27 protein-coding genes are annotated in these 24,440 nt (G+C 70.7%); 12 read left to right on the forward strand and 15 right to left on the reverse strand.

Translation table 11 applies throughout. The features are described 5' to 3' along the window. Positions 1 to 57: 57 nt before the first annotated feature. A complete protein-coding gene (locus E5P3_RS28055) occupies positions 58 to 486 on the reverse strand; it encodes a CBS domain-containing protein (protein ID WP_162588945.1) in 429 nt (142 codons plus the stop codon). 230 nt (positions 487 to 716) lie between these two features. Between E5P3_RS28055 and E5P3_RS28060 the strand changes: the two genes are divergently transcribed. Continuing rightward, a complete protein-coding gene (locus E5P3_RS28060; protein WP_162588946.1) occupies positions 717 to 3,611 on the forward strand; it encodes a C1 family peptidase in 2,895 nt (964 codons plus the stop codon). Positions 3,612 to 3,633: 22 nt separating this feature from the next. Beyond that, positions 3,634 to 4,035, forward strand: coding sequence for a PIN domain-containing protein (locus tag E5P3_RS28065; protein WP_162588947.1), 402 nt, complete (start codon positions 3,634 to 3,636; stop codon positions 4,033 to 4,035). Between the two features lie 94 nt (positions 4,036 to 4,129). Here E5P3_RS28065 and E5P3_RS28070 read toward each other — a convergent pair whose 3' ends face one another. Then, positions 4,130 to 5,050 carry a hypothetical protein gene (locus tag E5P3_RS28070; RefSeq protein WP_162588948.1) on the reverse strand — a complete coding sequence of 307 codons (921 nt, stop codon included), beginning with the start codon at positions 5,048 to 5,050 and terminating at the stop codon, positions 4,130 to 4,132. 106 nt (positions 5,051 to 5,156) lie between these two features. Between E5P3_RS28070 and E5P3_RS28075 the strand changes: the two genes are divergently transcribed. Then, complete coding sequence (locus E5P3_RS28075) at positions 5,157 to 5,930, forward strand: YecA/YgfB family protein (RefSeq protein ID WP_162588949.1); 774 nt, start codon at positions 5,157 to 5,159, stop codon at positions 5,928 to 5,930. Between the two features lie 37 nt (positions 5,931 to 5,967). Further along, positions 5,968 to 7,158 (forward strand): MFS transporter, encoded by a 1,191-nt coding sequence (locus tag E5P3_RS28080; protein WP_162589913.1) that lies wholly within the window; start codon positions 5,968 to 5,970, stop codon positions 7,156 to 7,158. On the opposite strand, the gene E5P3_RS28085 is transcribed toward E5P3_RS28080, so the two are convergent. The 7 genes from E5P3_RS28085 to E5P3_RS28115 all read right to left on the reverse strand — a co-directional run bounded on the left by E5P3_RS28085 (position 7,155) and on the right by E5P3_RS28115 (position 11,730). Further along, positions 7,155 to 7,460, reverse strand: coding sequence for a GNAT family N-acetyltransferase (locus tag E5P3_RS28085; protein WP_162588950.1), 306 nt, complete (start codon positions 7,458 to 7,460; stop codon positions 7,155 to 7,157). The genes E5P3_RS28080 and E5P3_RS28085 overlap by 4 nt on opposite strands. Then, complete coding sequence (locus tag E5P3_RS28090) at positions 7,457 to 7,942, reverse strand: nuclear transport factor 2 family protein (RefSeq protein WP_162588951.1); 486 nt, start codon at positions 7,940 to 7,942, stop codon at positions 7,457 to 7,459. Before E5P3_RS28090 ends, E5P3_RS28085 begins: the two co-directional genes overlap by 4 nt. 40 nt (positions 7,943 to 7,982) lie before the next feature. Beyond that, positions 7,983 to 8,492, reverse strand: a complete 510-nt coding sequence (locus tag E5P3_RS28095; RefSeq protein WP_162588952.1) for a CinA family protein — start codon at positions 8,490 to 8,492, stop codon at positions 7,983 to 7,985. A 4-nt stretch (positions 8,493 to 8,496) separates the two neighbouring features. Then, positions 8,497 to 9,057 (reverse strand): phosphatidylglycerophosphatase A family protein, encoded by a 561-nt coding sequence (locus E5P3_RS28100; protein WP_162588953.1) that lies wholly within the window; start codon positions 9,055 to 9,057, stop codon positions 8,497 to 8,499. A 147-nt stretch (positions 9,058 to 9,204) separates the two neighbouring features. Further along, positions 9,205 to 10,002, reverse strand: coding sequence for a class I SAM-dependent methyltransferase (locus E5P3_RS28105; RefSeq protein WP_162588954.1), 798 nt, complete (start codon positions 10,000 to 10,002; stop codon positions 9,205 to 9,207). Positions 10,003 to 10,072: 70 nt separating this feature from the next. After that, on the reverse strand, positions 10,073 to 10,906 hold the full coding sequence (locus E5P3_RS28110; protein ID WP_162588955.1) for a class I SAM-dependent methyltransferase: 834 nt from the start codon (positions 10,904 to 10,906) through the stop codon (positions 10,073 to 10,075). A gap of 11 nt (positions 10,907 to 10,917) precedes the next feature. Then, positions 10,918 to 11,730, reverse strand: a complete 813-nt coding sequence (locus tag E5P3_RS28115; protein WP_162588956.1) for a class I SAM-dependent methyltransferase — start codon at positions 11,728 to 11,730, stop codon at positions 10,918 to 10,920. Between the two features lie 307 nt (positions 11,731 to 12,037). On the opposite strand from E5P3_RS28115, the gene E5P3_RS28120 reads away from it, so the two are divergent. Together E5P3_RS28120 and E5P3_RS28125 are read left to right on the forward strand one after the other, a co-directional pair. Further along, positions 12,038 to 12,565, forward strand: coding sequence for an OsmC family protein (locus tag E5P3_RS28120; protein WP_162588957.1), 528 nt, complete (start codon positions 12,038 to 12,040; stop codon positions 12,563 to 12,565). After that, complete coding sequence (locus tag E5P3_RS28125) at positions 12,562 to 13,548, forward strand: AraC family transcriptional regulator (protein ID WP_197893993.1); 987 nt, start codon at positions 12,562 to 12,564, stop codon at positions 13,546 to 13,548. The genes E5P3_RS28120 and E5P3_RS28125 overlap by 4 nt, the downstream gene beginning before the upstream one ends. On the opposite strand, the gene E5P3_RS28130 is transcribed toward E5P3_RS28125, so the two are convergent. Both E5P3_RS28130 and E5P3_RS28135 read right to left on the reverse strand, forming a co-directional pair. Beyond that, entirely contained in the window at positions 13,542 to 15,203 is a 1,662-nt protein-coding gene (locus E5P3_RS28130; RefSeq protein WP_162588958.1) for an FAD-dependent oxidoreductase, read from the reverse strand. The genes E5P3_RS28125 and E5P3_RS28130 overlap by 7 nt on opposite strands. 9 nt (positions 15,204 to 15,212) lie before the next feature. Further along, positions 15,213 to 16,196 (reverse strand): Bug family tripartite tricarboxylate transporter substrate binding protein, encoded by a 984-nt coding sequence (locus E5P3_RS28135; RefSeq protein ID WP_162588959.1) that lies wholly within the window; start codon positions 16,194 to 16,196, stop codon positions 15,213 to 15,215. A 93-nt stretch (positions 16,197 to 16,289) separates the two neighbouring features. On the opposite strand from E5P3_RS28135, the gene E5P3_RS28140 reads away from it, so the two are divergent. Then, entirely contained in the window at positions 16,290 to 17,204 is a 915-nt protein-coding gene (locus E5P3_RS28140) for a LysR family transcriptional regulator (RefSeq protein WP_162588960.1), read from the forward strand. A 36-nt stretch (positions 17,205 to 17,240) separates the two neighbouring features. On the opposite strand, the gene E5P3_RS28145 is transcribed toward E5P3_RS28140, so the two are convergent. Beyond that, entirely contained in the window at positions 17,241 to 17,528 is a 288-nt protein-coding gene (locus E5P3_RS28145) for a hypothetical protein (RefSeq protein ID WP_162588961.1), read from the reverse strand. Between the two features lie 120 nt (positions 17,529 to 17,648). Between E5P3_RS28145 and E5P3_RS28150 the strand changes: the two genes are divergently transcribed. Beyond that, positions 17,649 to 18,302: a response regulator gene (locus E5P3_RS28150; RefSeq protein ID WP_232073352.1), complete on the forward strand. Its 654-nt coding sequence runs from the start codon at positions 17,649 to 17,651 to the stop codon at positions 18,300 to 18,302. Further along, positions 18,302 to 20,104 (forward strand): ATP-binding response regulator, encoded by a 1,803-nt coding sequence (locus tag E5P3_RS28155; RefSeq protein WP_162588962.1) that lies wholly within the window; start codon positions 18,302 to 18,304, stop codon positions 20,102 to 20,104. Before E5P3_RS28150 ends, E5P3_RS28155 begins: the two co-directional genes overlap by 1 nt. A gap of 10 nt (positions 20,105 to 20,114) precedes the next feature. Here E5P3_RS28155 and E5P3_RS28160 read toward each other — a convergent pair whose 3' ends face one another. Further along, positions 20,115 to 20,516 carry a pentapeptide repeat-containing protein gene (locus E5P3_RS28160; RefSeq protein WP_162588963.1) on the reverse strand — a complete coding sequence of 134 codons (402 nt, stop codon included), beginning with the start codon at positions 20,514 to 20,516 and terminating at the stop codon, positions 20,115 to 20,117. Positions 20,517 to 20,701: 185 nt separating this feature from the next. Beyond that, a complete protein-coding gene (locus E5P3_RS28165; protein ID WP_162588964.1) occupies positions 20,702 to 20,905 on the reverse strand; it encodes a hypothetical protein in 204 nt (67 codons plus the stop codon). A 106-nt stretch (positions 20,906 to 21,011) separates the two neighbouring features. On the opposite strand from E5P3_RS28165, the gene E5P3_RS28170 reads away from it, so the two are divergent. Then, on the forward strand, positions 21,012 to 21,827 hold the full coding sequence (locus E5P3_RS28170; protein WP_162588965.1) for an isocitrate lyase/PEP mutase family protein: 816 nt from the start codon (positions 21,012 to 21,014) through the stop codon (positions 21,825 to 21,827). On the opposite strand, the gene E5P3_RS28175 is transcribed toward E5P3_RS28170, so the two are convergent. Next, positions 21,828 to 22,487, reverse strand: a complete 660-nt coding sequence (locus tag E5P3_RS28175) for a helix-turn-helix domain-containing protein (RefSeq protein WP_162588966.1) — start codon at positions 22,485 to 22,487, stop codon at positions 21,828 to 21,830. Positions 22,488 to 22,556: 69 nt separating this feature from the next. Here E5P3_RS28175 and E5P3_RS28180 point away from each other — a divergent pair, with 69 nt between their 5' ends. Further along, complete coding sequence (locus tag E5P3_RS28180) at positions 22,557 to 23,330, forward strand: aldolase (protein WP_162588967.1); 774 nt, start codon at positions 22,557 to 22,559, stop codon at positions 23,328 to 23,330. Positions 23,331 to 23,343: 13 nt separating this feature from the next. Then, positions 23,344 to 24,432, forward strand: coding sequence for a TRAP transporter substrate-binding protein (locus tag E5P3_RS28185; protein ID WP_162588968.1), 1,089 nt, complete (start codon positions 23,344 to 23,346; stop codon positions 24,430 to 24,432). The last annotated feature ends 8 nt before the right edge of the window (positions 24,433 to 24,440 follow it).

Raw genomic sequence — 24,440 nt, forward strand, 5'->3', positions numbered from 1 at the left:
GTGAATACTTCGCCTGCGCCGACCTCGACGCCATCGTTGCGCAGCATGCCACGGCCTTCAGCTCTGGATGTAGTTGCGCAGCTGCTCGATGGTCTCTTCGTGGTCCGCGATGATGTCGTCCATCAGGTCGCGGATGGAGATCATGCCGACCACCCGGTCGCCGTCCACCACCGGCAGGTGGCGGATCCGCTTCTGGCTCATCAGTGTCATGCACTCGCGCGTGCGGCTGGACGGCGTCACGGTCAGCACGTCGGCCGTCATCAGCTCGGCCACCAGCACTTCCTTCGAGTTGCGCCCCTGCAGCGCGACCTTGCGCGTGTAGTCGCGCTCGGAGATCACGCCGACCAGCTTGTCGTGCGTCATCACCATCAGCGCGCCGACCTCGTGGCGGGCCAACGCCTCCAGGGCGTCGAACATGGTGGCGCCAGGCTCGATGCGCCAGACGGCCGAGTTGCGGCGCTTGAGCAGTTCGGAGACGGGTTTCATGGATCGCAGCTCCCGAAGAGGGTGGGTCGCCGCAGCCCACGCAAGGGCTGCGCCAGCGCCCATCGTAGACGCTGCACGCGACATCCTCGAGGCAATGCACGTCCCGCAAGCGGGGGCATGAACACGAATGCCACGGCCCGACGGCCTAGCCGGTTCGAGGGATGGACACCCGCCGGGGCACGCAGCACCATGCGTCGCGCGGCGGGCACCACCGCCGTCGAGGAGCCGTCATGCACATCCTGATGAGCAAGGGAAGCACCGGAGAAGACGTCGAGCGGCTGCGCCGGGCGCTCGCCAAGGCGCTCGGCGAGGACGCGAAGCTGTTCCCCTCGCTACAAGCCTCGGGCACGCCGATCGACGAGGACTTCGACGCCGCGATTCGCCGCTGGCAGGCCGGTGTCGGCCTGATCGGCGACGGCGTGGTCGGTCCGCGCTGCCAGCTGCTGCTGGACCTGCTCGCGATCGACGCCGACAAGTTCGAGCTCACGCTCAACGTCGGCCACGTGAGCCGGCTGTTCCCCGCCACCAAGCCGGCCAACATCGCACGCTACCTGCCCTACATCGAGGCCGCGCTCGGCGTCGCGCAGCTGACGGACCGCGCGATGATCCTGGGCGCCCTGGGCACCATCCGAGCCGAGACCGAGGGCTTCGTGCCGATCGCGGAGGCGCCTTCCAAGTTCAACACGCCGCCGGGCGGCGCACCCTTCAGCCTGTACGACACCCGCGCCGCGCTCGGCAACAGCCGGTCGGGCGACGGCGAGCGCTACCGCGGCCGCGGCTTCGTGCAGCTGACGGGCAAGGACAACTACACCCGCTACGGCCAACGTATCGGCGTGCCGCTCGACGCCGCGCCCGAGCGGGCCAACGCGCCGGAGGTCGCGGCGGTGCTGCTCGCGCTCTATCTCGCGGACAAGGCGGCCAAGTTCCGCCCGGCCATCCGCGCAGGCGACTTCGCGCAGGCACGCCGGCTGGTCAACGGCGGCGTGCATGGCCTCGATCGCTTCAAGGACGTGTTCGAGCGCGCCGCCGCGGTATGGCCTGCGCTGCGCGTGGGCGCGGGTGCCGCCCGTCGCGGCGCCTCCGCCTCCGCCGCCGCCGCCGCCGAGGAGGCGGCTTCGCGCCGCTCCACGGTCTCCCGCACGCGCAAGGACGCGGCCGACCTGCGCGATCGCCTGTTCCTGCCGAGCGCGCTCACCCTGCCCGACGAATTCCCGCCGGCCGAGGAAGTGCGCCAGTACCTGCCGGCCTACACCCGGGCCGGCCTGATCCTCGACCAGGGCCGCGAAGGCGCCTGCACCGGCTTCGGCCTCAGCTGCGTCATCAACTACCTGCGCTGGGTCAAGTCCGGCCTGCCGGCGAAGATGGAATCGGTGAGCCCGCGCATGCTCTACACGCTGGCGCGCCGGCACGACGAGTACGAAGGCGAGAACTACGAGGGCTCGAGCTGCCGCGGGGCGCTCAAGGGCTGGTTCAACCACGGCGTCTGCCTGGAGCCGGACTGGCCCTACCTGCCCGAGAAGGCCAACCCCGCCAACTACGGCTTCGCGACGCGGGCGGCGCAGAACACGCTGGGCGTCTACTACCGCATCGACACCCGCTCGATCACGGACGTGCAGGCCGCGATCGCGCAGCACCGCGCGGTCTTCGTCTCGGCCTTCACCCACCCGGGCTGGGACGCGGTCCCGATCAGGCCCGCGCCGAAGCGCCATGCCGAGCTGCCGCTCATCGCCTTCGACGGCCGCCGCTCCGAGACGGGGGGACACGCCTTCGCGCTGATCGGCTTCAACGCGCAGGGCTTCATCGTGCAGAACTCCTGGGGCAAAACCTGGGGCGCCGGCGGCTTCGCGGTACTGGGCTACCTCGACTGGCTGGCCCATGCGATGGACGCCTGGGTGGTCTCGCTGGGCGTGCCCGGGGTGATCGCCGGCCAGCTGGCCGTGGGCGGCAGCGGTGCCGCCGGCCTGACGAGCGCCGACCGCAGCAAGTGGTGGGACACCGGCCTGGCCTACCAGCACAGCGTGGTGCTGGGCAACGACGGCCGCGTGAGCCGCTACCTGACCGAGGACGAGCAGCCGCGCAAACTGCAGCAGCAGGCGTGCGTGCTGCCGGACGACTGGTTCCGCAAGCAGGCGGCGGCGCGCAAGCGCCTGGTGCTGTACGTGCACGGCGGCCTCAACAACGAGGAGGAGGCGATCAAGCGCGCCAGCGCCATGGGCCGCTACTTCACCGGCAACGGCTGCTATCCACTCTTCCTGGTCTGGAAGACCGGCTTCCTCGAATCGGTGACGAACCTCATTGCCGACGCCTTCCGGCGCGAGCCGGCCCGCGCCGGCTTCGGCGAATGGTTCAGCGAGCAGACCGACCTGCTGATCGAGAAGACCGTCGGCCGCCCTGCGGCGCGGCCGCTGTGGAGCGAGATGAAGGAGAACGCCGGCCTGGCCTTCGCCGAGCGGCGCGGCGGCGACGTGCTGCTGGACGCAATGCAGGCACTCTGCGGCAACTGGGGCCCGCAGTTCGAGCTGCACCTGGTCGGCCATTCGGCGGGATCGATCGCCATCGGCCACCTGCTCTCGGCGCTGGCTGCGCGCAAGCGCGCTGGCCGCGATGGCGGGCTGAGCGACCGCGTGGCCTCGGTCAACCTCCATGCGCCGGCCTGCTCGGTCGCCTTTGCGAACCGCCACTACGCCGGCGACCCGGCCGTGCTGGAGCGCCTGCACCTGGAAGTGCTCACGGACGAGGCCGAGCGCCGGGACACCGTGGGCCCGATCTACCGCAAGTCGCTGCTGTACCTGGTCTCCAATGCGCTGGAGGCCGACCTGCACACGCCGATCCTCGGCCTGGACCGCGTCAACGACGAAGGCGATTCGGGCTGGGACGGCTCCTCCGACACCGGCGAGGCGCTGGCGGTGTGGCGCCAGGCTGCCAAGGCTTCGAAGCTCGAGGCCCGCACCCGGCGCATCGAGGGGCCGCGCATCGAGGTGGCGCTCGGGGCCGATGGCCAGCCGCTGCTGCAGGCGGCGACGCATGGTGGGTTCGACAATGACATCGGGCTGATGACGCGGACGCTGGAGCGGATCACTGGCGGGCAGCTGGCGCTGCCGGTGGAGGATCTGCGGGGCTTCTGAAGGGGTATTAGCATTGCCCTCCATGCGCATCGTCATCGACACCAACATCGCCCTCGACCTGCTGGTCTTCGACGATCCGGGTTGCGCGGCGCTGCTCGCCGCGCTCGAGGCCGGGGAGCCGCAATGGATTGCCACGGCCGCTATGCGCGAAGAGCTGGCGCGCGTGCTCGGCTACCGGCTGGTGGCGGCGCGGCTTGCGCGCAACGGCCGCGATGCCGAGGGCGTGCTCGCGGCCTTCGACCGGAGGGCGCAACGCATCGACGAGCCGCCGGCGCGGGCGCCATGCCTCTGCAGCGACCCCGACGACCAGATCTTCATCGACCTGGCGGTCGCGCAACGCGCGCGGCTGCTCAGCAAGGACCGGGCGCTGCTCGAGATGCGCAAGCAACTCGCGGCGCTCGATGTCGAGGTCTCGGCCCGATGACCTTCCTGCAGGGTCCGGATGGAGGCACTTCGTCCTTGTGCCAACACGTTCGAACGCAGCTCAGCGGCGAGACCGGCGCAGCCGAAGTCCGGTGCTAGCGACGCGTCGGCGCCGGCGGCGGTGGCTCGCTGCAATGCCAGCGCCACAGCAGCCGCGCCACCGCCCGCGAGCGCTGCGTGTCCCGCCCCCAGCGCCGCCCCGCCGGCAGATGCCGCAGCCAGCGCATGCGCCGCGCCGCGAGGGCCAGGCGCTCGCGCACCTCGTCGCTGGCATCGGCCAACGCCGCATGCCAGTGCGTGCCGGCCGCGCCCGCCGAGGCGGCGCGCACCAGCATCGCGGTGGAGTGGAGGTAGCTGAGCCAGTCGCGCAGCTGGCATTCGGCCAGGGGCAGAGTCTCGCCGGGGTCGTCCTCGAAGTCGATGTAGCCGATCGTGCCGTCGGGGCACAGCACCAGGTTGCGATCGAAGGCCTGGCTCAAATAGGTGCCGTGCGCGTGGACGGTGGCGATGGCGTCCAGGCCCTCGCGCCACACCGCGAGCAGGGCGCTCGGACCGATGGCGGCGGCGTGGTCAAGCCGCTCCTGCAGCACCACCGGTGGCCGGCCGCTTTCACCGAGGTCGGAGATCAGCAGGCCGTCGGGCTGCTGGGCCAGCACCGCCGGCACGCGCAGGCCGGCGGCGCCCAGGGCGCGCAGGCGGCGCGCCTCGGTGGCGATGGCGGCCTCGCCGCCCGGGTTGGGCACCGGCGTCAGCACATCGAGCCGCAGCAGACCGGCCACCATCGCCATCAGGTGGTAGCCCAGCTTGCCGTGCGGCGGGCCGGCCTTCTTGAGCCAGACGCGCTCGCTGCCGAGCCGGTGGCTGGCCACCGCCTTGTGCTGATGCGGCAGCGTGGCACGCAGGAATTCCGCATAGTCGCCTGGCTCCAGCGGGGAGTGGTTCGTTTCCAGGGGCGCCGGCGCCGATGCCAGGCTCTTGCGCGTCTGCACGCGCGTGCCGCGTTTCACGGAGTTCATGGGGCCAGGGCTGCCTGTGCGGGTCCGAGGGCCGAGGACGGGGCTGCTGAAATAACGGGTCTCCGGGAGCTTGCTGCATCATAGAGGGCTGCCGACCGCCCCTGCCATGACCACGTCCCCCTCGCCCTCCCCCGACCAGCCTCCCCTCGGCCCTGAAGACTTCGATGCTCTCGACCAGGCGCTCGACGCCATGCGCGAGCACGACGAGGAGATCCCGCAGTGGGAGTTCTGCGAGGGCTTCATGGCTGCGCTGGTCTGCATGCGCCGGCCCGTGGAGCCCGCGGAGTACTGGCCGGTGCTGCTGGGCGAGGCCTTCGTGCCGGCCCAGCACATGGAGTTCGCCTGGCGCTGGAAGCGGCGCTGGCGCGAAACCGAGGAGGGGCTGGACGCCGAGGTGCAGTCGCTCGACGACGAGCGAGCCTGGCAGCCCGAGGTGCTGGACACGCGCGGCGCCGTTGCGGCGCTGCCGCAGGAAGAGCGTGGCGAAATCGCCGACGAGGACGTCCCCTCCTTCGCGCAGGTCTGGGCCCTGGGCTTCATGTACGCGGTCGAGAGTTGGCCCGAGGAATGGACCCCGCCGCGCGACAAGGAGGCGGCTGCCATCCTCGACGAGGCGCTGGACGCCATCGTCGCCCTGACGGAGGACGACCGCGGCAAGCCCACGCTCTCGATGTACAGCGAGGACGGCCCGCCCAGCGTGAGCCAGCAGCGGGTGGACGACTTCGGCGATGCCATCTGGGCGGTGTACGACCTGCGCCGGCTCTGGCGCAGCCAGGGGCCGCGGGTGGAGACCCTCCGTAAGGAGGCGACCCCGGGCCGCAACGACCCCTGCCCCTGCGGCAGCGGAAAGAAATACAAGAAGTGCCACGGGGCCGGATGACGTGAGCCCGACGCTCCCGGCGCGCAGCGCCTGGGCCATGGTGCTGACGCTGTGCACCGCCTTCGCGCTGAGCCAGGCCTACCGCACGGTGGGCGCCATCATGGCCGGGCCGCTGCAGGCGGAGTTCGGGCTGTCGGCGCAGGCCCTGGGCCTGTTTTCCGGGGCCTTCCACTTCGCCTTCGGCGCCATGCAGCTCTTCATGGGCATCGGCATCGACCTGCACGGCGTGCGGCGCACGGTGCTCACCGCCTTCCCGCTCGCGATCGCAGGGGGGCTGCTGTCCGCGCTGGCGACCAGCTTCCCGCTGCTGATCACGGGGCAGGTCCTGATCGGCGTCGGCTGCGCGCCGGCCTTCCTGGTGTGCACCGTGTTCATCGCACGGCATTTCCCGGCGGCGCGCTTCGCCTCGGTGTCGGGGCTGGTGCTGGGCATCGGCGGGCTGGGCATGCTGGTGACCGGCACGCCGCTCGCTTGGCTGATCGAGGCCCACTCCTGGCGCATGGGCTTCGCGGTGCTGGCAGCGGCTTCGGCGCTGGCCTGGCTCAGCATCCTGCTGTGGGTGCGCGAACCGGCGCGCGAGGAGGCGCGCCCGAAGGAATCGTTGCTCGCCGCGCTGCGCAAGTTCGGCGCACTGTTCGCGATGCCGCACACGCTGGGTATCCTGCTGCTCGGCGCCGTGTCTTATGCGGCCTTCATCTCGCTGCGCGGGCTATGGCTGGGACCGCTGCTGGTGGAGCGCCACGGCTACTCGCTGGTGCAGAGCGGCAACGTCGCACTGGTCGTGTCGGTCGTCTCGCTGTTCGGCCCCCCGCTGTTCGGCCGGCTGGACCGCGACGGGCCGGCGCGCCGCCGGCGCATCGTGGCCTGCTGCGCGGTCTATGCGGCGCTGTTCGCCGCCATCGGCATCTTCCACGCGGCCTGGATCGATATCGGATGCGCCATCCTGGTCGCACTGTTGTCGGGCTTCATCGTCTGGGAGTACGCCGACGTGCGGGTGGCTTACCCGGCTGTGCTCACCGGCCGCGCGATGGCGGTGTTCACCATGGCCATGTTCCTCGGCGTGGCGCTGATGCAGTGGCTCACCGGCGTGGCGGCTTCGGTGGCGCAGTCGCAGGGCATCGAGCCTTACATGGCCGTGCTGGCGACCATCGCCACGCTGCTGGTGGCCGGCTGCGCGGCCTTCGCCTGGCTGCCTGCGCCGCCGGGCGCCGTGGCGCGCAAGCCCTAGATCTTGAATGCGCGCTGCGTTTCCGGACGCACCAGGTCCACGTACTCGCGGTGCTTTCGGATATAGCCGGCGATGAACAGGCAGGCAGGGATGACCGGCATGCCCTGCGCCCGCGCCTCGTCGAGCACATGCCGTGCGATGGCCGAGCCCACGCCCTGGCCCTCGAAGGCGGGCAGCACTTCGGTGTGGGTGAACATCACCGCGTTCGCGAGCAGGTTGTATTCGCAGTAGCCCGCGAGCTGGCCGTCGATGGCAGCCTCGTAGCGGTGCTTCTCGGGATGGTTCGTGATGGTGATCGTCATGATGTGCGCGCCATGTAGGCGGCCAGGTTCTTGGCGGCGCCGGCGCGCACCTTGTTCTTGAGCATCGGCGTCCAGCCCAGCAGCAGGCCTGGCGGGCCGAGCGCCTGGCGCGACCAGGCCCAGAAGTCGAAGCGGTCGCGCTGGGTGGCGATCAGCCCCTCGGGCGTGAAGCCGAACTCGGAGTCGATCGAGTTGTCGACGATGCGGCCGGTGGTGCTGAAGCGGTAGTGCGCATCCCAGTGGGCACGGCCGGTGGCACCATCGGCCTGGACGTCGCGCCAGCTGAGTTTCCACACATCTGCGCCCTTGGCGCGCGTGGCCTCGCAGAGCATCTTCCACATCGCGCCGACCTCGCGGCCATTTTTCAGGGAGAAGGCTTCGTCGTCGAAGCGCGCGTCCGGCGCGTAGCAGGACGCCATGGTGTCGGCGTCGAGCCGGGCGAAGGCCTCGTAGAGACGCTGGATGGTGGCTTCGTTGGGCATACGCAGGCGATCGTAGCCGAGCGAGGAGTCGCGCAGACGCCTACCCATTGCGCAACAGCGTCAGGAGCGTCTGCAGGGCGTAATGCACCGTGGCCGCCCGCACCGTGGCCCGGTCGCCGTCGAAACGCCGGCGCTCGGTGTGCACGCGGCCTGTCACCGACCAGCCGAACCACACGGTGCCCACTGGCTTCTCGGCGCTGCCGCCGGTCGGGCCGGCCACGCCGGTCACGGCCACCGCGACCTGCGCGGCCGACCGCGCCACCGCGCCCGCGGCCATGGCGCGCGCCACCGGCTCGCTGACGGCGCCCTCGGCCGTGATGAGCGCCGCATCGACGCCGAGCATCTCGCTCTTGGCCGCGTTGGAATAAGTGACGAAGCCACGCTCGAACCAGTTGCTGGAGCCGGAAAGATCGGTGCAGGCGCCGGCGATCAGCCCGCCGGTGCAGCTCTCGGCCGTGGCGAGCATCCAGCCCTTATGCTGCAGCAGATCGGCCAGTTGCCGCACCAGCGCAGGCGTGTCGAATTCGGGTGCGGAGGAAGCGTCGTTCATGGGCTCACCAACCGCGGACGAAGGCGATCACCAGCAGCGTGCAGAAGGCCGCCACCAGATCATCGAACAGGATGCCGAAGCCCGCCGCGCTCCACGAGATGGTGGCAGGCGTCGCCCGGCGCTGCTTGAAGAGCTGGTCTGCCCAGGCCACCGGCCCTGGCTTGGCGGCATCGAAGAGGCGGAACAGCGCGAAGGCCACCAGCTGGGCCAGCAGGCCGGCCGGCATCACGAGCCACAGCACCAGCCAGAAGCCGGCGACCTCGTCCCAGACGATGGCGCCGGGGTCGGCGATGGCCATGTGGCGCGCCGTCACGGTACAGGCCCACCAACCGAGGGGCAGCGAGGCGAGGATGATCCATCCGAGTGCGCCCGCCGGAAGCCAGCGCTGCATGAGCACGAAGACGGCCCAGGCCCACAGCGTGCCCACGGTGCCGGGCGCGCGCGGCGCGAGACCGGCGCCGAAGCCCAGCGCGATCAGGTGCGCCGGGTGGGCGAGCAGGAAGCGCAGCGTGGGGCGCCGCAGGGGCAGGAGCGGGAGGGCGCCGGAGGCAGGTGCGGATTGCATGGAACGACAGTGTCGCCCAAGACGCGCTCAGACCAGCACGCGCCTCGGCGCCCGAACGCGCTGCCACACCTGCGCCTGCGTGCCGGTCACGCCCATGGCATTGACAACAGGTCGATTTTTCAAGAATGAGAAACACCTTAGGACTTCTCACACGGCGAGGCCGCGCACCGCCCAGGCGCGCGCGTCCAGGGCGATGCCGCCATCATCCCGCACCGGCAAGGCTCGGCGAATGCGCTCGCGCAAGCGGTCCCGGTGCTCCTCGCTCAGCGACATCGCATAGCCGGGCGCTGACCCCTGGCCCCCGAGGAACGGCGTCCAGTAGTCGTCGAAGTCCTTGAAGGGTGTCTCGATCTCGATGGCCTGCACCTCGATGCGGTCCAGCCCCGCGCCGGCGAACAAGGCTTCCAGCGGCGCCGGCGCGCACAGCGACGGGAAGCGGCGCCCTTCGTCCAACGGCGCGGCCGCCGCATCCAGCTCGACCGCCTCTTTCCAGAAGTAGCGCATCAGGCCCATCCCGCCGGCGTAGTCCCATACATAGGCGGCCACCGTCCCGCCGGGCTTGACCGCGCGGGCCATGCCGGCCACCGCGCGACCAGGATCGGGCAGGAAGTTCAGCATCAGCGCCGAGACCGCGGCATCGAAGGATCCGGGCTCGACCGCCAGCGCCTGTGCATCGCCGACCTCGAACGAGGCCCGCGCACCCGCGGTATGCGCCCGGGCATGGGCGACAAAACCGGCCGAGGCATCGATGCCCAGCACGGACGCGGGCCGCGCCTGGCCGAGCAGGGTTTGCGTCAGCGCGCCCGTGCCGCAGCCGACATCGAGCCACTTGAGCTCGGGGTCGAGCCCGAGCCAGTGCACGAAGCGGGCCGCAACCTTGCGGCTCCAGCGGCCCATGTAGGGCTCGTAGAGATTGCCTGCAGCCCAGACGTCGGTCTCGATCATTCGCGTCTCCTGGATCGGCGTTGCGACGATGGTCGGACAGGGCCGCGCTTCGCGCAAGCAGCGCCCCTCCTCATGAGGAGGGATGTGCCGGCGCCTCGGCCGCCACGACGACGAACTCCCCCGGGATGCGATAGCCGCTGCCCTCCCGCCACGGCTCGATGGCCGCCAGATACCGCTCCTGCACCCGCAGGCGCGTCTCGCTGCCGAAGCGCGACCAGGCCAGCGCGACCGGACCGCCCACGAAGGCCGCGCCGCAAGCCTCCTTGCCATCGGCGTACTGCAAGGTGCTCGCCAAGCGCTGCTGCACGATGCGCTCGAAGCCGGCTTCGGCGCACAGGCGGGCCAGCGCGTCCTGCTGCCCGAGGCGGAAGAACAACGGGCAGACCTCGCTGCGCACCTCGTCGTCGACGATGGGAAACACGGCCGACCAGCCACAGCGCGCCCGTTCACCCCATACGGCCAGCGCCGCGCGGCCGCCGGGGCGCAGCACGCGCCGCATCTCGCGCAGGGCCTGCGCGGGCTCGGGCACGTACATGAGGCCGAGCGCGCACAGCGCGAGGTCGAAACCGCCATCGGGCAGCGCCAGTTGCTCCGCATCCATGCGCGCGAAGGCGAGCTGGCCCAGGCCTCGCTGCGCGGCACGCTCCCGGGCCGCATCGACCATGTGATCCGACAGGTCGGTGCCGAGAACCCGGCCCCGCGGACCGACGGCCTCCGCCGCAGCCAGCGCGACCAGGCCGGTGCCGCAGGCCACGTCGAGCACCTGCTCCCCCGGCCGCGGCGCGGCGAGCGCCATCAGGGCCTGGTGCGCCGGCGCCAGCTGCGCCTGCCAGAGCGATTCGTACTCCGCGGCTGCCAGGTCCCAACCGTAGCGCTGGATCCGTCGCTGCAGCCGCGGTTCCATGGCTCGAACCCTCAACGGCGCGTGATGACGATCTCGAGGTACTCGCCGGGCACCACCAGCGAGTCCGGCCCGGCGCGGTTCAGGCGATTCAGCAGCTCGCCCAGGTCCTGCTCCAGTGCCGCCGCCTTGTCGGGCGGCAGGGCGGCGAACGCCTTGAGCACCGGTCCGTACCAGGTGCGGAACACCTCGATGAAATGCGCGGCCGAGCGGTAGCGGAAGTTGAACAGGCGCGGCGTCGCCTGGATCGAGGCCGCCTGCTCGCCGAACAGCGAACGCAGGTGCGCTTCCGTGCCCCACAGGGCGGGCGGCTGCACACCCGCCGGCGGCGGCAGGTGGCGGCCCAGTGTCTTGAACAACTGGCCGATGAAGCCCTCGGGCGTCCAGTTGGCCATCCCGATGCGCCCGCCCGGGCGGCACACGCGCAGCATCTCGGCAGCGGACTTGGCATGGTCGGGGGCGAACATCACGCCGAAGGTGGAGAGCACGGCGTCGAAGCTCGCGTCTTCAAAAGGCAGGGCCTCCACGTCGGCGACCTGGAACTTCACCTCCAGGCGCTCGGCCTTGGCGCGCTCCGCGCCGCGGTCGAGCAGCGAAGCTACGTAGTCGGTGGAGGTGACCCTGCAACCGCGGCGCGCCGCCGCGAGCGTGGCGTTGCCGTTGCCGGCCGCGACGTCGAGCACCGCTTCGTCGCAGCGCAGGTCGCAGGCCTCGGCCAGCTGCTCGCCGACGATCTGCAGGGTGGTGCCGATGATGGCGTAGTCGCCGCTGGACCAGGCGGCGTGCTGGCGGGTCTTGACGGCATTGAGGTCGACGGGTGCGTTCATGCGATGGGCTCCTTGGGCTGGGCCGGAGATCCGGCGCGGGTCTATGGTCTGGGGAAGGACGGCGGCCGCCATGCGGTGCCGGCCTGCCGCTACTGGACCACCGCAGCGGCCGCGGCGTCCTGCCCGCGCGTCGCCCGTGTTTGCCCGATCGTCCTCCGCCGGCTGCGGCCGGCCGCCAAGCTGGCGCAGCGTCCGGGATTGCTGACCGGGCGTCCGCGCGACGGCATCGGCTGTTCGGCCTAGTTGGCCTGCGGAGGCGACGCACCCACAATTTCGCATCGTCCTCGGCCGACCGGAGAGCATCGACATGAGCATGCATGACATCGCTGCGGCCTTGCAGCGCGTGGAGGCGGCGCTGGAGCGCCGCCCGGACATGGGCCTTCACGACGACGCGCCGGCCACCGCTCGCTGGCAAGGCGGCACGCGCGTCGAATCCAGCCATGCCAACGGCACGGCCATGGTGACCGACATGCCGTGCGAGCTCGGCGGCAGCGGCGACCGCGTCACGCCCGGCTGGCTGTTCCGCGCCGGCATCGCGTCGTGCGCAGCCACTTCCATTGCCATGTCCGCCGCGGCTGAAGGCATCGCGCTGGGCGCGCTCGAGGTGCGGGTGGGCAGCCGCTCCGACACCCGCGGGCTGTTGGGCCTCGCAGACAGCGACGGCCAGGAGGTCGACGCCGGGCCGCGCGACATGCAGCTGCAGGTGCGCATCGCAGCCGAGGGGGTTTCGCCCGAGCGCCTGCGCACGCTGGTCGAGGCCGGCGTGCGGCGTTCGCCCATTCCCAGCGCGACGCGCAACGCGACGCCGCTGGCGCTGCAGATCGAGGTGGAATGACCATGGACGCGCTGTCGGAAGTCCTCCGTGTCGTGCGCCTGGTGGGCGCGATCTTCATCCACGGCCGCTTCACCGCGCCCTGGTGCTACCAGTCGCCGAGCGCGGACGCGGCCGCGCCCTTCCTGGAGCCGGGTGCGGAGCGGGTGGTCATCTTCCACCTGATCACCGAAGGCGAATGCTTCGTCGAGCTGGCCGGAGAGCCGCCGGTGCGCCTGGTCGCGGGCGACGCGGTCGTGTTCCCGCAGGGGGACGCGCACCGCATGACTTCCGAACCCGGCGTGCCTCCGGCGACCGGCGCGCGCCTCGACGAAGTGCTGTCGCGCCGCCCGCGCATGCTGGCCTACGGCGGCGGCGGCGCGACCACCCGCCTGATCTGCGGCTACCTTGCGTGCGATGCGCGGCTGGCGCGCATGCTGCTCGCGGGCCTGCCCCGGCTCCTGCGCGTGAACGTGCGCGGCTCGAACGCCGGCATCTGGCTCGAAAGCTCGGTGCGCTATGCGCTGGCCGAGGCGCGCTCGCCGCGCCCCGGCGGCGCCGGCGTGCTGGCGAAGCTGGCCGAGCTGCTGTTCATCGAGGTGCTGCGGCTGTACATGAACGGGCAGGGCGAGGGCCGCACCGGCTGGCTGGCGGGCATGGGCGATCGCATCGTGGGCAGCGCGCTCACCGCGCTGCACGCCCGCCCGGCCCAGGCCTGGACCCTGGAGGAGCTGGCGCGCACGGCCGGCACCTCGCGCTCGGTGCTGGCCGAGCGCTTCCAGCAGCTGGTGGGCACCGCGCCCATGCAGTACCTGACCCAGTGGCGCATGCTGCTAGCCGCCAACCTGCTGTGCCGCAGCAACGCGCCGCTGGCCCGGATCGCGGAGGACGTGGGCTACCAGACCGACACGGCATTCAGCCGCGCCTTCCGCCGTGAGTACGGCTGCCCGCCGGCGGCCTGGCGGCGCAACCGGGCGGCCGGTGCGGCCGTTGCGGCCGTTCACTGAGGCGGCAGCACTCCCCGCAGCTGAGCCACCAGCGCCACCGGATCGGCCGGGATGCGATCGCCGCGCCAGGCCACGTGCTGGTCGGCCCGGCACAGCACCAATCGGTGGCGGTAGGCCCGCGGAATTTCCTTCGCCTCGACGTCGAGCACCGAGAGCGGCACTCGCGCTGCACGCGCCGCTTCCTCCAGCGCCTGGATGTCCACGCGGCGGTCGAAGCGCAGCAACGTGTAGCCGGAGCCGAAGGCGTCGTACAGCGAACGCCCGTCGGCCAGCCACAGGTGCGGCGCGCGGCAACCGGGCACCGTCGAAGGCGCGAAGTCGCCCATGCTGTACGGGGGTGGCGCCTCGCCGTCCGCCACGATGATGGGCGAACCGGTGTAGAAGTAGCCGAAGTTGAGGCCGGCGCAGCAGAACTGCTGCACGTTCAGCTCGTACGCCTCGCGCCCGATCTCGGCACGCAACGCATCGCCTTCGTGGCCCGGTGCCTCGATGCCGGGAGGGACGGCGCGCCGCGCGCGAATCATCTTCTGCGCGTGGTCCATCGCGAACTGCGAGACCTGCTCCGTGATCGGCTGGCGCTCGGCCTGGTAGGCGTCGAGGATGCGCTCATCGGCCCAGCCTTGCACGCAGGCCGCGAGCAGCCACGAGAGATTGATCGCATCGGCGATGCCTGCGTTCATGCCGTAGCCCGCATACGGCACCCACAGGTGTGCCGCGTCGCCGGCGATGAACACGCGGCGATCGCGGAAGCGGTCGGCCACCAGGCGGCGGCCGACCCAGTCCTCCTTGCTGATCACCTCGTAGTGGAAGTCCTCGCCCACGCCGAGGATCTCGCGAATGGAGCGGTCGCGGTCCACCGAATCGAACTCGGGCTCGTCGGCATTCAGGTGGTTGTGCACCAGCCAGGTCTCGCGCCCGTCGATCGCGAACATCGTGCCGCAGCGCCGCGGGTTCACCGAGTAGTAGGACCAGGCCGGCTTGCCCGGGATCATCGCGCGCAGCTGCGGCGCGCGGATGTAGGTGGACTGCACGCGCTGGATCACGGGCGTACCTTCGAGCTTCGCGCCGATGCCCTTGCGCACGCCCGAGCTGCCGCCGTCGCAGCCCACCAGGTAGCGGCAGCGGATGCGGCGCGTGTCGCCGCTGTCGAGGTCGGTGGCGGCGGCGGTGACGCCCTCCGCGTCCTGTTCGAAGTCGGTGAGCTGCGTGCGGTTGAGCAGCCTCACGTTCGGCAGCGCGGCCGCGTGCTCGAGCAGGATCGGCTCGAGGAACAGCTGGTTGATGCGGTGCGGCGGCTCGGGCGTCGGCCACCAGGCGTCCGGGCCCTCGGTCTCGGTGTAGCGGTCCCGCCGGCAGGGGATGGGGATCCGCGTGAGCTCGATGCCCGTCACGCTGGTACGGAACACCACGTCGTTCGGGTAGTCGGCCGGCAGACCTGCGTCGCGAAGCTTGCGCGCCACGCCGAGGCGGCGGAACTGCTCCATGGTGCGCGCCGCCACGTGGTTGCACTTGACGTTGGGCGGCTCGGCGTAGCGCCGCGTCTCGACCACGAGCACCTTCACGCCGCGCGAGGCCAGGTCCATGGCGAGCGTCAGGCCCACCGGGCCGGCGCCGACGACGAGCACGTCGGCGTTCACTTCTTCCTCTTCATGCATGTCGTGCGTTCAGTCCAGCTTGATGTTCGCGGTCTTGATGACGTTGGCCCATTTCTTCGTCTCTGCGCGGATGTAGTCCTCGAAGGCCTTGGCCGTGCCGGGCGCGGGCTCCACGCCCAGGTTGCGCATCGCGGCCTGGATCTGTTCGTCTTTCAGGGCCGCGTTGATGTCCGCATTCAGGCGCGCGACGACGGGCGCCGGCGTGTCTGCTGGCGCCACCACGCCGAACCAGCCCGTGGAGTCGTAGCCCGGCAGGCCGGCCTCCGCCACCGTCGGGACGTCCGGCAGCAGGGGCAGGCGCTGCGGGCTGGTGACCGCAAAGGCGAGCAGCTTGCCGGCCTTGATTTGCTGCAACGCCGAGGGCAGGTCCACCACCGCCAGCGGAATCTGGCCCGCCATCGCGTCGACGGCCGCCGGCCCCGAGCCCCGGTAGGGCACCTCGACCAGTTTCACATCCGCCATCTGCGCGAAGAGCGCTGCCGACAGGTGCATGGCCGTGCCGTTGCCGCCGTGGCCGATCGAGAGCTTGCCCGGTTGCGCGCGTGCCAGCGCGAGCAGCTCGGCCTGCGTCTTCACGCCGATGGAGGGGTGGCCCACGATGACGAAGGGGATGGCCGCCAGCAGGCCCACCGGCTTGAAGTCCTTCTGCGCATCGAAGGGCATCTGTGCATAGAGGCTGCTGTTGGCCGAGAGCGCGCCCGCTGCGCCGACGCCCAGCGTGTAGCCGTCGCCCGGCGACTTCGCGACGGCCGTCAATCCGACGTTGCCGCCGGCGCCAGGTCGGTTGTCCACCACGACCGGCTGGCCCAGCCTGTCGTTGAGCTTCGGCACCAGCATGCGCACCACCGCATCGGCGCTGCCGCCCGGCGGGAAGGTGACGATCATGCGGATGGGCTTCTGGGGGAAATCCGCTGGCGCCTGGGCGCGCGCGGGCCCGGCGAGCAGCGCGGCAGTCCCGGCCAGCAGGACCAGGGCACGGGCAAGTGTCTTCATCGATGTTCCTCGTGATGTCTCCGGAAATGGATTGGACGGCATCGCCATTCATTCGTAAATCAATAAATTGCGAACGAAATATGATTTGAGCTGATGAATCCCGTCCCCAAGTTCAGCCCCACCATTCGCCAGCTGCGCGCATTCCTCGCGGTGCACCAGTTGCGCAAGCTCAGCGCGGCGGCCGAGAAGCTGTACGTCACGCAGTCGGCGGTCAGCATGCTGATCCGCCAGCTCGAGGAAGGGCTGGGCACGCGGCTCTTCGACCGCACCACGCGCTCGCTGCAGCCCACCGCCGCAGCCAACGAAATGCTGCCCGCGGCCGAGCGCATCCTGCGTGATGTGGATTCGCTCTCGGACGACTTCCGCGAGCTCGCGCAGCTGCAGCGCGGCCGTGTCTGCCTGGCGATCACGCCCACGCTCGCCTCCTTCCTGCTGCCGTCGGCGATCCGCGGCTTCGGCCAGGCGCATCCGGGCGTGCGGGTGGTGGTGGACGACTGCGCGCCCGACCAGTTCGTTTCGCGCATCATCGGCGAGCACGTGGACTTCGGCATCGGCACGCCCGAACGGCCGGGCGCCGAGGTCGAGACCGAGACGCTGATGCGCGACCACCTGAGCCTGGTCTGCGCACGCGGCCACGCGCTGGCAGCAAGCGCCAGGCCGGTGCGCTGGGCCGACCTGGCAGGCCATCCGGTCATCACGGTGCGCCCGGGCTACGGCATCCGGCCCTTGATCGACGGCACGGCGGCGCAGGCGGGAGTCGCGCTCGACGTGGTCAACGAGGTCTCCTTCCTGTCGACTGCGCTGTGGATGACGGCCAGCGGCATGGGGCCGTCGATCATGCCCTCGGCCTTTGCCAGGGCCGCAGGCGATGAGACGCTGGTGGTGCGCAGCCTGACGGCGCCCCGCGTGTCGCGCGACGTCTTCGTGGTGACGAAGCGGGGCCGCTCGCTGTCGGCGGCAAGCCGCAGCTTCATCGAGACGCTGCGGCAGGCGTTGAACGAAGGTTGAAAGGCAGCAGGCGCGGGAGGCCGGGAGGTGCCGTCGTCACAGCGCCGGGACGACCGGCTGGAAATGCTGCTGGATGCGCTGCGCCACCCGCTTGGGATGGCGGCGCAGCGCGTCGACGGGATAGGAGCCGACGAACAGGCCGTCCATGTTGAGCTCGACGCTCGGGAAAAAGGAACCCAGCGAAGCGCCGGCGTCGTACAGGCAGAACGCCAGCGAGTCGAATGTGCCGCTGTCCCCCGCCGGCCCCGCGCCGGCGACGAAGGCGCTGATGCGATAGGTGAAGGCGTGCGTTCCCACGCGTTGGATTTCGACCAGGGGCTTCATTCGGCTGCGGACAAAGGTGACGGGAGCGTGAATTTGTTGGGGAGCTCGATGGTCGCCGCCGCGCCGGTTTGCGTAAATAGTCCAATTGGACCGGCCGCGCAGCGGGGAGACTTGGGCAGAATGGCCGGCCCCCTCCCGCTCTTGTTCCCGCCCTCCTTCATGCTGCCGCCCCGCATTCTTCTCGTCGACGACCACGCGTTGTTCCGCAACGGGCTGCGCATGGTCCTGACTGCCGGAATCGCTGACCTGGAGGTGGCGGAGGCCGCATCGCTCGAGGAGGCCCTGCGCACGTCCATGCCGGAGCCGGCGCTGGTGCTGCTGGACATCCAGCTGCACGGCCTCAACGGGCTGGAAGGCATCGCGCTGGTCCGGCGCAAGTGGCCGCAGGTGCTGGTGGTGATCCTGTCCTCGGAGGTCTCGCCGCAGAAGGTCAGGCTCGCGATGGAGCGCGGCGCGGCTGCCTTCGTCTCCAAGGCCGAACCGGCCGACAAGATCCTGGCGGTGATCGGCCAGCTGCGCCAGGGCCTGGCGGTCGCGGCCGATGGCGTGCAGGCCGGCGAGGGCGGTGCGGACTCGCAGCCGTTGCTCACGCCGCGCCAGAGCGAGGTGCTCGACCTGATGTGCCAGGGCCTGTCGAACAAGCTGATAGGCCGGCGGCTCAACCTGTCCGAGAACACGGTGCGCGGCCATGTGCAGGCGGTGCTGGCGGCGCTGCAGGTCTCGAGCCGCTCCGAAGCCGGTTTCGCAGCGCGGCAGCGCGGCCTCGTAGCCTGATGGTCGACAAGCCGCGCCTGCCGGAGGAGCGCATGCTGGTGGAGCAGCTGCGGCTGCAGCTGGGCAACATCGGCGCCTCCGTGATCCCGACCATCCTGCTGGCGCTGCTGCTCGTGTGGGTGCTCTCCAACGAGACCAACGCGCTCGCGATGCGGGCATGGGCCGGCACCATCATCCTGCTCAAGCTCTACCTCGCGTGGGACGCGCGGCGCCTGCTGGCGTCCGAGATCAGCCCCGCGAGCGCGCGCCGGCAGCTGGCGCGCAAGATGGTGCTCAACGCCATCGACGGCGTGGCCTGGGGCTCGCTGGCCTGGGCCGCGCTGGGCACCACCACGGTGGCCGGCAACGTGCTGGTGGTGGCGGTGCTGGCGGGCGTGGCCGGCAGCTCCATGTCGTCCCTGGCGCCGATCCTGCCGGCCTTCATCGTCTTCGGCACCGCCGAGCTGATCGTGCTGGGAGCCAAGCTGTGGTCCATGGACGACCCGGCGTACGACGCCCTGGGCGTCGCGGCCATCATCTACACGGCGGCCCTGCTGGGGCAGGCGCGCAACGGCTCGCGCGCAGCGCGCCGGGCCATCGGGCTGCGCTTCGAGAACCTCGAGCTGATCGAGCGCCTGCGCATCGAGACCGAGCATGCGCAGGCCGCGCACCGGGCGGCCGAGGAGGCCAACCTCGCCAAGTCCCGCTTCCTCGCCGCCGCCAGCCACGACCTGCGCCAGCCGATCCATGCGCAGGGCCTGTTCCTCGAGGTACTGTCGCGCACCAAGCTCTCGGCCGACCAGTACGACGTGCTGGCCAATGCGCGCGCCACTTGGCAGGCCTCGGCCGAGATGCTCGACACGCTGCTGGACTTCTCGCGCATCGAAGCCGGCGTGGTGGAGCCGCAGGCGCAAGTCTTCCCGCTGCAGCCGCTGCTCAACAAGATCGAGAACGAGCTGGCGCCCCAGGCCGATGCCAAGGGCATCGTCTACCGCTCGCGCGAAACCCATGCGGCCGTGCGCTCCGACCCGGCGCTGGTGGCGCTGATCCTGCGCAACCTGGTGTCGAACGCGATCCGCTACACCGAGCGGGGCGGCGTGCTGGTCGCCTGCCGCGCGCGCGGGGAGCAGGTGCTGCTCGAGGTGTGGGACACCGGCCTCGGCATCGAGCCCGCGCAGCACCAGGCGATCTTTCGCGAGTTCCACCAGCTCGGCAACGCCGAGCGCGACCGCCGCAAGGGGCTGGGCCTGGGCCTGGCCATCGCGCAGGGCCTGGCGCGCGCGCTTGGGCAGGAACTCACGCTCGCGTCGGTGCCTGGGCGCGGCAGCGTGTTCCGGCTCACCCTGCCCGCGGCACGCTCCGGGGTGGTCGCCGATAGCGGTGCCGAGGCATTGCCGGCACCGGCGCGTGTGTTCGACCTGCGCGTGCTGGTGATCGACGACGACGAGTCCGTGCGCACCGGCATGCGCCAGCTGCTCGGCGCCTGGGGTTGCGCCTGCGACGTGGCCGATTCCATCGAGGAGGCACAGGCGTTGGCCCGCGCGCACCGGCCCGGCCTGGTGATCAGCGACTACCGGTTGCGCGAGCTGCGCACCGGCGCCGAGGCCATCTCGGCCTTGCGCTCGGAGTTCGGCGCAAACCTGCCGGCGCTGCTGATCACCGGCGACACCGCCCCGCAGCGCCTGCGCGAAGCGCGCGCAACCGGCGTGCCGCTGCTGCACAAGCCGGTGTTGCCGCGCCAGCTGTATCGCGCGATGACCGCGGTGCTGAACGGGCGCGAGCTGGATTCCTCTTTCGCGGCGCTCGAGGCGCGCCGGGCCTGAGCCGGCATGATCAGGCCTCGTTCAGCCGCGCGTTCGCTAGGTTCGTCCCGAAAAGGCTTGTGTCCGAGAAGTTGGTGCCCGTGCAATCCGCATGCTCGAGACTGGCGCCTTGCAGGCTGCACTGGAACAGCGTCACGCCTTGCAGATCAGCGCCTCGCAGATCGCTGCCGCTCAGGTCGAGCTTTGCGAAGCAAAGGGTATCGGCGGAGGAGGAGGACTGCGACTGCACGCGAATCGTGGCGCAGCCGCCGAAGGTGGCCAAATCCTCTGGGTCCTCGAGGACAACATGCACCAGGGCGTTGCCGTCGCGAGTCGATAACGATGTGATTTGCGCGGTATATCCGCTCGCCTTGGCCGTTGCGGTAGTGTGGGCACGCTGGAGCGCGTCGCTGAGGGCGTCGGCCAGGATCATGGGATCGGGCGGCGCCAAGCCGCGCTCGCGGGCTTGCTCTGCCAGGCGATCAGCAAGTAGCGCTCCGGCGGCCTGTCTTGCGGATGCGTCTTGGCCGAGGTGCCGCAACGCAACCCCGGAGACGACAGCCTCAACGGCTCAAATCGATCCGTCCACGCAAGGAGGGTCGGCCTCGAAACGCTGCTTCACTCGCAGCGAAACAGCACGCCCGCCTCCGCCGGCGCCTTGCCCAGCATGCGCGCGGTCGCACCCTTGTCGCGGCAATGGGCGTCGGCCTGGAGGTAGGTGGCGGCGCGCAGCGTACCGTCGCGCATGGGGACGACCTGGTTGGGTGGCACCCCGCAGCCGGTGACGAGCAAAGCGATGAGGAGGGGTGCGAGCCAGTTCATCCGGGTATTTTGCAGTAGTTCCCTGAGGTGCCTTCGGCGCTGCCGTGCTCTATAACCGAGCCTGGGCTTCATCCGAAGCCCGGTATCCTTCCGAGCCGAGTTCCCAATGACCCGTACCGTTGCCGAAAAGCGCGCCCTCTTCCGCCAGCTCCATGCCGAGGGCTGCTTCGTGCTGCCCAACCCGTGGGACGTGGGCAGTGCAAGATTCCTGCAGGGCCTGGGCTTCCGCGCGCTGGCCACGACCAGCTCCGGCTTCGCCTGGTCGCGCGGCCAGGCCGACGGGGCGCTTCCGCGCGAACAGATCCTGGCCCATCTGCGCGAGCTCGTCGCCGCCACAGATCTGCCCGTGAACGCGGACTTCGAGAGCGGCTTCGCCGCGGACCCGCAAGGCGTCGCGCAGAGCGTGCGCATGGCCATCGACACCGGCGTCGCAGGACTGTCGATCGAGGACTCGACCGGCGATCCGGATCGTCCGCTGTACGACATCGAGCTGGCGGTGGCACGCCTGCGCGCCGCGCGTGCGGCCATCGACCAGGAGGGCGGCGAGACGCTGCTGGTCGGCCGGGCCGAGAACTTCTTCCAGGGACGCCCCGATCTCGACGACACCATCGCCCGGCTCAAGGCCTATTCGGAGGCTGGCGCCGACTGCCTCTACGCGCCGGGCATCCGCACGCGCGAGCAGATCGCCGCGGTGGTGGCCGCGGTGGCGCCCAAGCCGGTCAACCTGCTGGTCGGCTCCACCAGCGAGTTGACGCTGCAGGACATCGCGGCGCTCGGCGTCCGGCGCGTCAGCGTCGGCGGAGCGCTGGCGCGCGCGGCGTGGGGTGGGTTCATGCGCGCGGCGCGCGCGCTCGAGCAGGGGCGCTTCGACGGCTTCGCCGATGCCGCCTCGGGCGTGGAACTCAACGCCCTGTTCCGCTGATCACTGCGCGGACAGCACCAGCAGCGCCCGCGCCTGCGCCCGCCCGACGCGGGCGATGCGGTGGTTCAGGTAACCGGGGAAGTGGATGCAATCGCCTGTCTGCAGGCGCTCGGTTCGCTCGGGGAAGATGACGTCGATGGTGCCGGCCAGCACGTAGAGCATCTCCTGCCCCTCGTGCTGCGCCTGCAGCGAGCCGCCGCTCTGTCCGGGGTAGACGATGAAGGCCTCGAAGGCGCTGACCGAGTGGCCGTGCAGCAGCGGCGCGAAGCGATGCGCCGCCGGTTCCTCGGCCGCATGGCCGGGCGCCAGCTCGGCGCCGCGCGTGATCTTGATGTCGGCCTTGTCCAGCGTCTCCCCGACCAGGTTGCCCATGCTGGTGCCCAGCGCCTTGGCCAGCCGCGCCAGCATGTGGATGGAGGGCGTCTTGAGGCCGCGCTCGAGCCGCGACACATGGGCCTTGTGCACGCCCACCGCATCGGCCAGCTCCTCCACCGTCATGTTCCGCAGGCGCCGCAGCGCCTTGATGCGCGGCCCCACGCTCTGGAAGGCCGCGACCGGCGCGGCTTCGTCCGGCGCCGGCGCGGCGGCCGCAAGGGCGCGCGGGTTCTTCGCAGGCGATGCGGCCGCAGGGGCACTGCGGGCAGGGGTTCTGGTGGCCATGGTGCTTTCGATGTTGACACAGGTCAACACGTTGACCAAAATAGGTCAACAAGTTGACTTGGAGAGCGCATGCAAGACGATCAGGACATCAAGGCGGCGGTTTACCGCGACCTGCAGGACAAGACCAGCCCTTCGTCGTGGAGCACCGTCGAGCAGCTGGTGCTGGCCTGCCGCATGCTCGCGGCCGAGGGGCACTGGGCCAACGGCCTGGCGGGGCAGATCACGGCGCGCGGCGAACGGCCCGGCACGTACTACACGTTGAAATTCGGCATCGGCGCGGACGAGGCGACGCCGCAGGGCTTCATCCTCACCGACGACGACCTGCGCCCGCTCGACGGCGTGTCGCTGCCCAACCCGGCAACGCGCTTCCACCTGTGGGTCTATCGCGCCAACCCGGCGGTGCAGTGCATCGTCCACACCCATCCGGCGGCGGTGTCGGCGCTGTCCATCATCGGCCAGCCGCTGGTTGTGGCCGGCATGGACGCCACCCCCTTCTTCGAGAACTGCGGCTACCTGTCGGAATGGCCCGGGCTGCCTATCGGCAACGACGAGGGGCGCCTCATTTCCGAGGCCCTGGACGGACGCAAGGCGCTGCTGCTGGCGCACCACGGCCTGCTGACCGCGGGCGCCACGGTGGCCGAGGCCGCGACGCTGGCGATCTGGATGGAGCAGGCCGCGGCGGTGCAACTGCGTGCTGCAGCGGCCGGCACCATCAAGCCGGTGCCCGCGCACCTCGCGCGCGAGTCGCGCGACTTCCTGCTGAAGCCGCAGATCACGGACCTCACCTTCCAGTACTTCGCGCGCCGCGTGCTGCGCGCCGACCCTGCCTGTCTTACCGCCTGAGGAAAAAAATCCGATGCAACGACGTTCCCTGCTCGCCGGCGCCGCCGTCGCCGCGACCGTTTCCGCACCCGCCATCGCGCAGGGCACGCCGGCCGTGCGCTGGCGCATGCCTTCGAGCTTTCCGAAGTCGCTGGACACCGTGTTCGGCGGCGCTGTCGCCATCGCGGAGATCGTGCGCAAGCTGACCGACGGCCGCTTCACCATCTCGCCCTTCGCCGCCGGCGAGCTGATGCCGCCGCTGGCGGTGCTCGACGGCGTGCAGAACCGCAGCGTCGAATGCGGCCACACCGCCGGCTTCTACTACGTGGGCAAGGAGCCCGCCCTGGCCTTCGACACCGGCGTTCCCTTCGGCATGACGCCGCGCCAGCACACGGCCTGGATGACCCACGGCGGCGGGCTGTCGTTGATGCGCGAGATCTACGAGCGCTTCGACGCCGTGCAGATCCCCTGCGGCAACACCGGCGCGCAGATGGGCGGCTGGTTCCGCAAGGAGATCAAGCGCGTGGAAGATTTCCAGGGGCTGCGCATGCGCGTCCCCGGGCTGCTGGGCCGCGTCTACGCCAAGCTCGGCGTCACGCCCCTGCAACTCGCCGCCGCCGACGTCTACCCGGCGCTCGAGAAGGGCACGCTCGACGCGGTGGAATTTGTCGGTCCCTACGACGACGAGAAGCTGGGCTTGGCCAAGGTCGCGCGCTACTACTACGGGCCGGGGGTGATGGAGCTGGGCGCCTCGCTGTGCTTCATTGCCAACAAGAAGGCCTGGGCCGAGCTGCCCGACAGCTACCGCGCCGCGCTGGAAGCTGCCTGCGCGCAGGCCGGCGCCGAGATGCTGGCCAAGTACGACGTGGGCAACGTGCCGGCGCTCAAGCGGCTGGTGGGTGGCGGCGCCAAGCTCAACTACTGGTCCAGGCCCATCATGGACGCGCTGCACAAGGCCACGCAGGAGGTGCTGAAGGAAGAGGCCGCGACCAACCCGGTCTTCGCCAAGGTGCACGGCAAATGGCGCGAGTTCCTCGACGAGCAGCTGGTCTGGTCCTCGGTCAACGACGGCGCGGCCGAGCAGTACATGCTGGGCACCAAGCGCGCGGCGGCGGGGCGCTGAAATTCATC

This window comes from Variovorax sp. RA8 (genome assembly GCF_901827175.1).
Taxonomy (GTDB): Bacteria; Pseudomonadota; Gammaproteobacteria; order Burkholderiales; family Burkholderiaceae_C; genus Variovorax.

What these genes read in the sequence shown, in the direction of transcription:
- E5P3_RS28055 (WP_162588945.1), bottom strand. Translation starts at nt 486, where the DNA reads ATGAAACCCGTCTCCGAACTGCTCAAGCGCCGCAACTCGGCCGTCTGG.
- E5P3_RS28060 (WP_162588946.1), top strand. Translation starts at nt 717, where the DNA reads ATGCACATCCTGATGAGCAAGGGAAGCACCGGAGAAGACGTCGAGCGG.
- E5P3_RS28065 (WP_162588947.1), top strand. Translation starts at nt 3,634, where the DNA reads ATGCGCATCGTCATCGACACCAACATCGCCCTCGACCTGCTGGTCTTC.
- E5P3_RS28070 (WP_162588948.1), bottom strand. Translation starts at nt 5,050, where the DNA reads ATGAACTCCGTGAAACGCGGCACGCGCGTGCAGACGCGCAAGAGCCTG.
- E5P3_RS28075 (WP_162588949.1), top strand. Translation starts at nt 5,157, where the DNA reads ATGACCACGTCCCCCTCGCCCTCCCCCGACCAGCCTCCCCTCGGCCCT.
- E5P3_RS28080 (WP_162589913.1), top strand. Translation starts at nt 5,968, where the DNA reads ATGGTGCTGACGCTGTGCACCGCCTTCGCGCTGAGCCAGGCCTACCGC.
- E5P3_RS28085 (WP_162588950.1), bottom strand. Translation starts at nt 7,460, where the DNA reads ATGACGATCACCATCACGAACCATCCCGAGAAGCACCGCTACGAGGCT.
- E5P3_RS28090 (WP_162588951.1), bottom strand. Translation starts at nt 7,942, where the DNA reads ATGCCCAACGAAGCCACCATCCAGCGTCTCTACGAGGCCTTCGCCCGG.
- E5P3_RS28095 (WP_162588952.1), bottom strand. Translation starts at nt 8,492, where the DNA reads ATGAACGACGCTTCCTCCGCACCCGAATTCGACACGCCTGCGCTGGTG.
- E5P3_RS28100 (WP_162588953.1), bottom strand. Translation starts at nt 9,057, where the DNA reads ATGCAATCCGCACCTGCCTCCGGCGCCCTCCCGCTCCTGCCCCTGCGG.
- E5P3_RS28105 (WP_162588954.1), bottom strand. Translation starts at nt 10,002, where the DNA reads ATGATCGAGACCGACGTCTGGGCTGCAGGCAATCTCTACGAGCCCTAC.
- E5P3_RS28110 (WP_162588955.1), bottom strand. Translation starts at nt 10,906, where the DNA reads ATGGAACCGCGGCTGCAGCGACGGATCCAGCGCTACGGTTGGGACCTG.
- E5P3_RS28115 (WP_162588956.1), bottom strand. Translation starts at nt 11,730, where the DNA reads ATGAACGCACCCGTCGACCTCAATGCCGTCAAGACCCGCCAGCACGCC.
- E5P3_RS28120 (WP_162588957.1), top strand. Translation starts at nt 12,038, where the DNA reads ATGAGCATGCATGACATCGCTGCGGCCTTGCAGCGCGTGGAGGCGGCG.
- E5P3_RS28125 (WP_197893993.1), top strand. Translation starts at nt 12,562, where the DNA reads ATGACCATGGACGCGCTGTCGGAAGTCCTCCGTGTCGTGCGCCTGGTG.
- E5P3_RS28130 (WP_162588958.1), bottom strand. Translation starts at nt 15,203, where the DNA reads ATGCATGAAGAGGAAGAAGTGAACGCCGACGTGCTCGTCGTCGGCGCC.
- E5P3_RS28135 (WP_162588959.1), bottom strand. Translation starts at nt 16,196, where the DNA reads ATGAAGACACTTGCCCGTGCCCTGGTCCTGCTGGCCGGGACTGCCGCG.
- E5P3_RS28140 (WP_162588960.1), top strand. Translation starts at nt 16,290, where the DNA reads ATGAATCCCGTCCCCAAGTTCAGCCCCACCATTCGCCAGCTGCGCGCA.
- E5P3_RS28145 (WP_162588961.1), bottom strand. Translation starts at nt 17,528, where the DNA reads ATGAAGCCCCTGGTCGAAATCCAACGCGTGGGAACGCACGCCTTCACC.
- E5P3_RS28150 (WP_232073352.1), top strand. Translation starts at nt 17,649, where the DNA reads ATGGCCGGCCCCCTCCCGCTCTTGTTCCCGCCCTCCTTCATGCTGCCG.
- E5P3_RS28155 (WP_162588962.1), top strand. Translation starts at nt 18,302, where the DNA reads ATGGTCGACAAGCCGCGCCTGCCGGAGGAGCGCATGCTGGTGGAGCAG.
- E5P3_RS28160 (WP_162588963.1), bottom strand. Translation starts at nt 20,516, where the DNA reads ATGATCCTGGCCGACGCCCTCAGCGACGCGCTCCAGCGTGCCCACACT.
- E5P3_RS28165 (WP_162588964.1), bottom strand. Translation starts at nt 20,905, where the DNA reads ATGAACTGGCTCGCACCCCTCCTCATCGCTTTGCTCGTCACCGGCTGC.
- E5P3_RS28170 (WP_162588965.1), top strand. Translation starts at nt 21,012, where the DNA reads ATGACCCGTACCGTTGCCGAAAAGCGCGCCCTCTTCCGCCAGCTCCAT.
- E5P3_RS28175 (WP_162588966.1), bottom strand. Translation starts at nt 22,487, where the DNA reads ATGGCCACCAGAACCCCTGCCCGCAGTGCCCCTGCGGCCGCATCGCCT.
- E5P3_RS28180 (WP_162588967.1), top strand. Translation starts at nt 22,557, where the DNA reads ATGCAAGACGATCAGGACATCAAGGCGGCGGTTTACCGCGACCTGCAG.
- E5P3_RS28185 (WP_162588968.1), top strand. Translation starts at nt 23,344, where the DNA reads ATGCAACGACGTTCCCTGCTCGCCGGCGCCGCCGTCGCCGCGACCGTT.